Genomic DNA, 6,657 nt, shown 5'->3' on the forward strand with positions numbered 1-6,657 from the left:
CTCAGCCCTCCGTGGGGGTTGATTCGGTTGCCACCGCGGCGGCCTGTTCGGCCGGCGCGGCTGACGCGGTCGCCGAAGCCAGCAGTTCCTGCTCCCATTCGGCCAGCGGCTCGGCGGCTTCGGCTTCGGGCTTGCCGTCGCCGCGGCCGACACCGGCGCGCGCCTGCAGGCCCTCGGCCACCGCCGACGCGATCACCTTGGTCAGCAGGGCCGCCGAGCGGATTGCGTCGTCGTTGCCCGGGATCGGGTAGTCGACCAGGTCGGGGTCGCAGTTGGTGTCCAGGATCGCGATAACCGGGATGCCCAGCTTGCGGGCCTCACCGACGGCGATGTGCTCCTTGTTGGTGTCGACCACCCAGACTGCCGACGGGACCTTGTTCATGTCGCGGATACCGCCCAAGCTGCGTTCCAGCTTGTTCTTCTCGCGGGTCAGCCCCAGGATCTCCTTCTTGGTGCGACCCTCGAAGCCGCCGGTCTGCTCCATCGCCTCGAGCTCCTTGAGCCGCTGCAGGCGCTTGTGCACGGTCTGGAAGTTGGTGAGCATGCCGCCCAGCCAGCGCTGGTTGACGTACGGCATGCCGACGCGGGTCGCCTCGGCGGCGACGGACTCCTGCGCCTGCTTCTTGGTGCCGACGAACAACACCGTGCCGCCGTGGGCGACGGTCTCCTTGACGAACTCGTACGCCTTGTCGATGAAGGTCAGCGTCTGCTGCAGGTCGATGATGTAGATGCCGTTGCGGTCGGTGAAAATGAACCGCTTCATCTTGGGGTTCCAACGACGGGTCTGGTGCCCGAAGTGGGTGCCGCTGTCAAGCAGCTGCTTCATGGTGACTACGGCCATGGTTATGCCTTACTTGTGTCGGTTGTCGCCTGGCATCGGGTGAAGCCGGGCCCTGGCGCCTGCTGCGATGCCGGACCCAGCCAGGAAAAACCTGGTCGGGACCGCCCGGCACGTGGTGCGAACTCCTAGTGGGACGGGAGCTGCGGTGCAGACGCGCGAAGTCAGCCCGCGAACGAGCTGCGACCAGGAGTTTACACCGACTCAGCAGGTGGTTTTTCCACAGCTCCTGCGGCCGTGACTGGCGCTCTTCTCGGCGTCGCGCTGAACTCTGTCCGTGCGATGGGCAGCGCTGATCCTGATCGTGGGACTGCTCAGTGCCACACCGGCGGCTGCCGACGACACTCGCCTGGATTGGCCGTTGCGCCCGCCACCGGCCGTCACCCGGGCATTCGACGCCCCGTCGCCGGACTGGCATCCCGGTCATCGCGGTGTGGACCTGGCCGGTACCGCCGGCCAACCGGTATACGCCGCGGGCGCCGCGACCGTGGTGTTCGCCGGAATACTGGCCGGACGGCCGGTGGTGTCATTGGCTCACCCCGGCGGATTGCACACCAGCTATGAGCCGGTCCGGGCGGCCGTACGGGTCGGCCAGCCGGTGACGGCCCAAACTGTGATCGGTGAGCTGGCCGCGGGGCATCTCGGCTGCCGGGCGGCAGCGTGTTTGCATTGGGGCGCGATGTGGGGTGCGGCGGCGGGTGCCCGCTATGTCGATCCGCTGGGTCTGCTGAAGTCGACCCCGGTCCGGCTCAAACCGCTGCACGGCTGAGACCGGCCGACGGGATCAAGCCGGGCTGCTCAACTTTGGCAACAGCCGCCACAGGAGCCTCTACGCGGGTGGATAGGGTTTGCGCCCGCCTCTCAGCGACAAGCCCGTATCGAGGCGGTGACCAGCGGGAACACCGATTGTCGCTCGGAGGTGGGCACTTCGGCTCTCCCCCGGCACAGATGCTGTTGCGGCGCATGTGATTTACCTGTTGCGGCGCATGTGGCTTCGCCGGTGTCGAGCGAGGTCAGGCCGACGATCAGGCCCGGGGATGCGCCTGATCGTGCACTGCCCGCAGCCGGGATACCGCGACGTGGGTATAGAGCTGGGTGGTCGCCAAACTCGCATGGCCGAGCAGCTCCTGGACAACGCGCAGGTCAGCGCCGCCCTCGAGCAAGTGCGTGGCCGCGCTGTGCCGCAGTCCGTGCGGCCCCATGTCCGGCGCGCCGTTCACCGCGGCGACGGTCTGATGCACGACAGTGCGGGCCTGCCGTACGTCGAGTCGCCGGCCCCGCGCACCCAGCAGCAGTGCCGGGCCCGACTCCGCGTTCGCCATCTTGGGGCGCCCGTCGGTCAGCCAGGCGTCGAGCGCCTCGGCGGCCGGCATCCCGAACGGCACGCTGCGCTGCTTGTTGCCCTTACCGAGCACTTGCAGCAGCCGATACCGGGTGTTTACGTCGTCGATGTCCAAGCCGCACAGTTCGCTCACTCGGATTCCGCTGGCATACAACATCTCGACGATGAGTCGGTCCCGCAACGCCAACGGATCACCTTGCTGGGCACCCGATTTAGCGGCGGCCATGGCGTCTAGGGCTTGGTCCTGACGCAGCACCGCCGGCAGGGTGCGGTGGGCCTTGGGAACCTGTAGCCGAGCGGCCGGATCCCCGGTCAGCAGGCCGCGCCGCGCCGCCCACGCGGTGAACGTTTTGACCGACGAGGTACGCCGCGCCAGCGTCGTGCGGGCGGCACCCGCGATGGCTGCGCTGGACAGCCATGACCGCAGCAGGAGCAGGCTCAATCCGTCCAGGCCGACACCGCGGGCATCAAGGTAGGCGAACAGCGAACGCAGGTCGGCCAGATACGCGCGACGAGTGTGCGCTGAACGAAGGCATTGCAGGTCCAGGTACTCGTCGAACTCCTCGAGGATCGCCTGCACTCCCCCACGGTCGCAGGCATCAGCCGCTGGGCCTTAGTCGACGCGCCGAAGTGTTTCCGGGGTGAGATCTTTGCGCGCCGGATAGCCGTCGACAGCCATGATCAGGTCCGCTTCGGCGAGCAGCGTGCGCAGCACGTGGACGATGCCGTCCACGCCGCCGAGCGCCAACCCATACGCGTAGGGACGGCCCACCCCTACCGCGGTCGCGCCCAGTGCCAGGGCCTTGATGACGTCGGCCCCGCTGCGGACCCCCGAGTCGAACAGCACCGGCAGCCCGTCGGCCGCCTCGACGACACCGGGCAGGCAATCCAGGGCGGGCAATCCGCCGTTGGCCTGGCGGCCGCCGTGGTTGGAGCAGTAGATGCCATCGACCCCGCCGTCCCTGGCCCGGCGGGCGTCATCGGGATGGCAGATGCCCTTGACGATCAGCGGCAGCTTGGTCAACGACCGCAGCCACGGCAGGTCATCCCAGGTCAACGGGTTGCCGAATTGCTGCACCCAGGCCAACACGGCACCCTGCGGGTCTTCCTCCGGCGGGTGTTGCAGGCCGGCGCGAAAGACCGGGTCGCTGGTGTAGTTGCTCAGGCAGTGGCCGCGCAACTGCGGGAAGTTCGACGTGCTCAAGTCCCGCGGGCGCCAGCCGGTGACCCAGGTGTCGAGGGTGACGACGATGCCCTTGAAGCCGGCCGCCTCGGCGCGATGCACCAAGCTGGCGGCCAGTTCGCGGTCGGTCGGGGTGTACAGCTGAAAAAATCCGGGGGTGTCGCCGAATTCGGCGGCAAGATCCTCCATCGGGTCGACGGTCAGCGTCGATGCGACCATCGGCACACCGGTGCGGGCCGCCGCACGGGCGGTAGCCAAATCACCGTGGCCGTCCTGAGCACACAGGCCGATGACCCCGATCGGGGCCATGAACAGCGGGGACGGCAACGTCAGGCCGAACATCTCGACGGACAGGTCCCGTTGTTTGGCCCCGACGAACATGCGCGGGATCAGGCCCCAGCGTTCAAACACCTCGCAGTTGACCCGCTGCGTGCGCTCGTCACCGGCTCCTCCGGCGACGTAGGACCACACCGACGGCGGCAGGGCCAACTCGGCCCTGGCCGCCAATTCCGCGAAGACCATCGGCAGCGGTGGCGCCACCCCGGCCAGGCCCTGAAAGTAGATCTCGTTCTGGTAGTCGCCGAATGCCATGCGTTAGAGGATGCCAGCCGGACGGTGGGGCTGACGACCCCTTACCGGGCCCCGGTCTCCGCCGCGGCGAGTTCCTTCTTCCACTGGCGGAAGGTCTCTTCGGTGCGCCCGCGGCGCCAATAGCCCGAGATCGACGAGGCCCATTTCTTCTCCACGCCGCGGTCTTTGCGGATGAAAGGACGCAGGTTATGCATGACGACCTGCGCCTCGCCGTGGATGAAGACGTGCACCTGTCCCGGCAACCACAACGTGGTGGTGACCGCCTCGATCAACGGCGCGAAATCGCCGGCACGGTCATCGGACACCAGATCGGCCCGGCCGCCCCGGTAAATCCAGTTCACCTGGACCGATTCCGGCGCGGTCAACGGGATTTGGTCCTCTGGGCCGGCCACCTCAATGAACGCCTTGCCAATCGCATTGGCGGGCAACGCTTCCAGCGCGGTGGCGATGGCCGGCAGCGCGGATTCGTCGCCGGCCAACAGGTGCCAATCAGCGGCGGGGTCGGGGGTATAGGCACCGCCGGGTCCCATCAGATAGATCACCTGGCCCGGTTGGGCGGTGGCTGCCCAGGCACCCGCCACACCGTGCTCGCCATGCACCACGATGTCCAGCGCGATTTGGCGGACCGCGACGTCGACCTGCCGGACGGTGATGGTCCGTACCGAAGGCTTTTTCTCCGGCGGCAGGCCGGCGAAGCTGTCGATGGTCAACGGCTGGGGCAAGCCGGCCACATCGACATCGTCTGCGACAAACACCAGTTTGACGTAGGAGTCGGTGAACTTGCTGGGCACGAAACTGTCGAAATCCTTGCTCCCGAGCACTACCCGCACCATGTGCGGTGCGAGTTGTTCAGTACCGACGACTTCGAAGCGTTGCAGAGGTCGACCTGCCACCTGTCCTCCTGTCCAGACCCTGACCCTGACCCTGACCCCCGTCGACTATACGAGTCGCGTCGTTGATGCAGCTTGAACGGCGGAAGCCCGGACAATTCGCCACCGGCCGTCATCACGCTGCACCAATCCGGCCAGCTCGAGCATCGCCAGCGGCCCCAGCACCTGCTCGGGCACCAGCCCCGCCGCGACCGCGATTTCGTCGACCGTGGCGGCGCCGCGGCCCGGCAACGCCTCATGCACCCGGCGCTCGGTGTCACTGAGGCCGTCGAACGCCGTCGTCGGGCGCGGCTCGTCGGATGCCAATTCGCCGATGCGGCCGATCAGCTCGACCACATGGTCGGCTCGGGTTACCAGCTCAGCGCCGTTGCGTAGCAGCGCATGGCAGCCCGCCGACGCCGACGACGTCACGGGCCCGGGCACCGCAGTCACCGCTCGTCCCAGCGCGCTTGCCCAGGCGGCAGTATTCGCCGCACCGCTGCGCAAACCCGCCTCCACCACCACCACGGCCCCCACCACGGCTGCGACCAGACGATTGCGGGTCAGGAACCGGTGGCGGGCCGGGCGGACGCCGGGCGCATATTCGGTGAACAACAGCCCGTGTTGACCGACGCGATGCAGCAGCGCCGAGTGACCGCTCGGGTAGGGCACGTCGAGGCCGCCGGCGAGCACGGCCACGGTGATTCCATCGCAGTCCAATACGGCCCGGTGCGCCGCACCGTCGATGCCGTAGGCGCCACCCGAGACGACCGCGACCTCGCGTTGCGCCAACCCGGCCGCCAATTCGACGGCCACCTGCTCGCCGTACGCCGTCGAAGCACGCGTTCCGACCACGGCTGCGGCTCGGTAGGCCACCTCATCGAGTCGTGCGGGTCCTTGGGCCCACAACACCATCGGCGGACCGCCACGAAGTCTTGCTTTCAGACCACCGAATGCGGCGAAGGCCAGTAGCGGCCACTCGTCGTCGCCGGGCGTGATCAACCGCCCCCCACGCCGGGCCAGCACCTCAAGATCGACGGCTGACCGGTCGATTTCACGCCTGGCCTCGGTGTGCCGGGCCAGATTGTCATTGACCAATCCACGCCGGACCCGGTCGGCCGCCTCCATCGGACCGACGCATTGCACCAGGGCGGCAAGTTCCGCGCAGGGCGGTTCGGCCACCCGGGACAGGTAGGCCCACGCGCGCAGCGCGACGTCGTCGACCGGCGCCGTCATCACAGCGCTCCCGACTCCAAGAATCCGTCAAGAATCCGTCCAGCCCCGCGCGCGAGTCTCTTGTCATCAACCGCAAGTCGCCGCATCCCGGCCCGCACCAAACGGAGTAGCCAACCATGATCCTCAACCCGCCAATCGCGTACAGCATGTCCACCAACCCCATCAACCCGTGGGCGGCGGCGTCCTTTGTGCTGAGCCTGGTCTGCTGGGTCGGCTTTCCCGTCCCCATCATCAGCATCGGTCTGGCCACCCTCGCGTTGCGCGAGATGGACCAGCGCGGCGAAAGCGGCCGCACCATAGCGCACTTCGCCCGCGCATTCGCCCTCCTGGTGACCGTCGCGCTGCTGCTGCGCGGTGGGCACACCGATTGGCTGACGATGATCCGCCGGTGACCCGACACCCCGGCCGAGCCCGGCGCTCATCGCTGGGCTCCGGGCTGCCGGAAGCTGAGCGCCGTAGCGACTTCGTCGGACCCAGGCGATGCGCGGCCGGCCAAATCAGCCAAGCTCCAGGCAACTCGCAACGTGCGATCCAAGCCTCGGATGCTGAGCAGTCCACGATCCAGCGCTTTTTGCAACGGCTCCATTGCAGCGTTGCT

General features: G+C 67.9%; 6 protein-coding genes and 2 pseudogenes. 2 read left to right on the forward strand and 6 right to left on the reverse strand.

Translation table 11 applies throughout. The features are described from left to right. Position 1: 1 nt before the first annotated feature. The gene (rpsB, locus tag VGG53_RS06925; RefSeq protein WP_331517287.1) at positions 2 to 841 is read right to left on the reverse strand and encodes a 30S ribosomal protein S2; all 840 of its coding nucleotides are present in this window, start codon (positions 839 to 841) and stop codon (positions 2 to 4) included. A gap of 268 nt (positions 842 to 1,109) precedes the next feature. Between rpsB and VGG53_RS06930 the strand changes: the two are divergent. Continuing rightward, positions 1,110 to 1,598: pseudogene (locus VGG53_RS06930) on the forward strand (M23 family metallopeptidase); the annotation flags it as partial. A 265-nt stretch (positions 1,599 to 1,863) separates the two neighbouring features. Here the strand turns inward: VGG53_RS06930 and VGG53_RS06935 are convergent. From VGG53_RS06935 to dprA, 4 genes are read right to left on the reverse strand one after another with little or no spacing between them, the layout of a single operon-like run. After that, a complete protein-coding gene (locus tag VGG53_RS06935) occupies positions 1,864 to 2,760 on the reverse strand; it encodes a tyrosine recombinase XerC (RefSeq protein WP_331517288.1) in 897 nt (298 codons plus the stop codon). A 33-nt stretch (positions 2,761 to 2,793) separates the two neighbouring features. Then, a complete protein-coding gene (locus VGG53_RS06940) occupies positions 2,794 to 3,954 on the reverse strand; it encodes an alpha-hydroxy-acid oxidizing protein (protein ID WP_331517290.1) in 1,161 nt (386 codons plus the stop codon). 41 nt (positions 3,955 to 3,995) lie between these two features. Further along, positions 3,996 to 4,847: a siderophore-interacting protein gene (locus VGG53_RS06945; RefSeq protein WP_331517291.1), complete on the reverse strand. Its 852-nt coding sequence runs from the start codon at positions 4,845 to 4,847 to the stop codon at positions 3,996 to 3,998. A gap of 45 nt (positions 4,848 to 4,892) precedes the next feature. After that, positions 4,893 to 6,059 carry a DNA-processing protein DprA gene (gene dprA / locus VGG53_RS06950; RefSeq protein ID WP_331517293.1) on the reverse strand — a complete coding sequence of 389 codons (1,167 nt, stop codon included), beginning with the start codon at positions 6,057 to 6,059 and terminating at the stop codon, positions 4,893 to 4,895. A gap of 116 nt (positions 6,060 to 6,175) precedes the next feature. Here dprA and VGG53_RS06955 point away from each other — a divergent pair, with 116 nt between their 5' ends. Beyond that, on the forward strand, positions 6,176 to 6,451 hold the full coding sequence (locus VGG53_RS06955; protein WP_331517294.1) for a DUF4190 domain-containing protein: 276 nt from the start codon (positions 6,176 to 6,178) through the stop codon (positions 6,449 to 6,451). A 26-nt stretch (positions 6,452 to 6,477) separates the two neighbouring features. Here VGG53_RS06955 and VGG53_RS06960 read toward each other — a convergent pair. Next, positions 6,478 to 6,657, reverse strand: a pseudogene (locus tag VGG53_RS06960) (ATP-binding protein); the annotation flags it as partial.

Origin of the sequence: Mycobacterium sp. (assembly GCF_036490025.1) — a bacterium.
In the GTDB taxonomy this organism is placed as follows: domain Bacteria; phylum Actinomycetota; class Actinomycetes; order Mycobacteriales; family Mycobacteriaceae; genus Mycobacterium.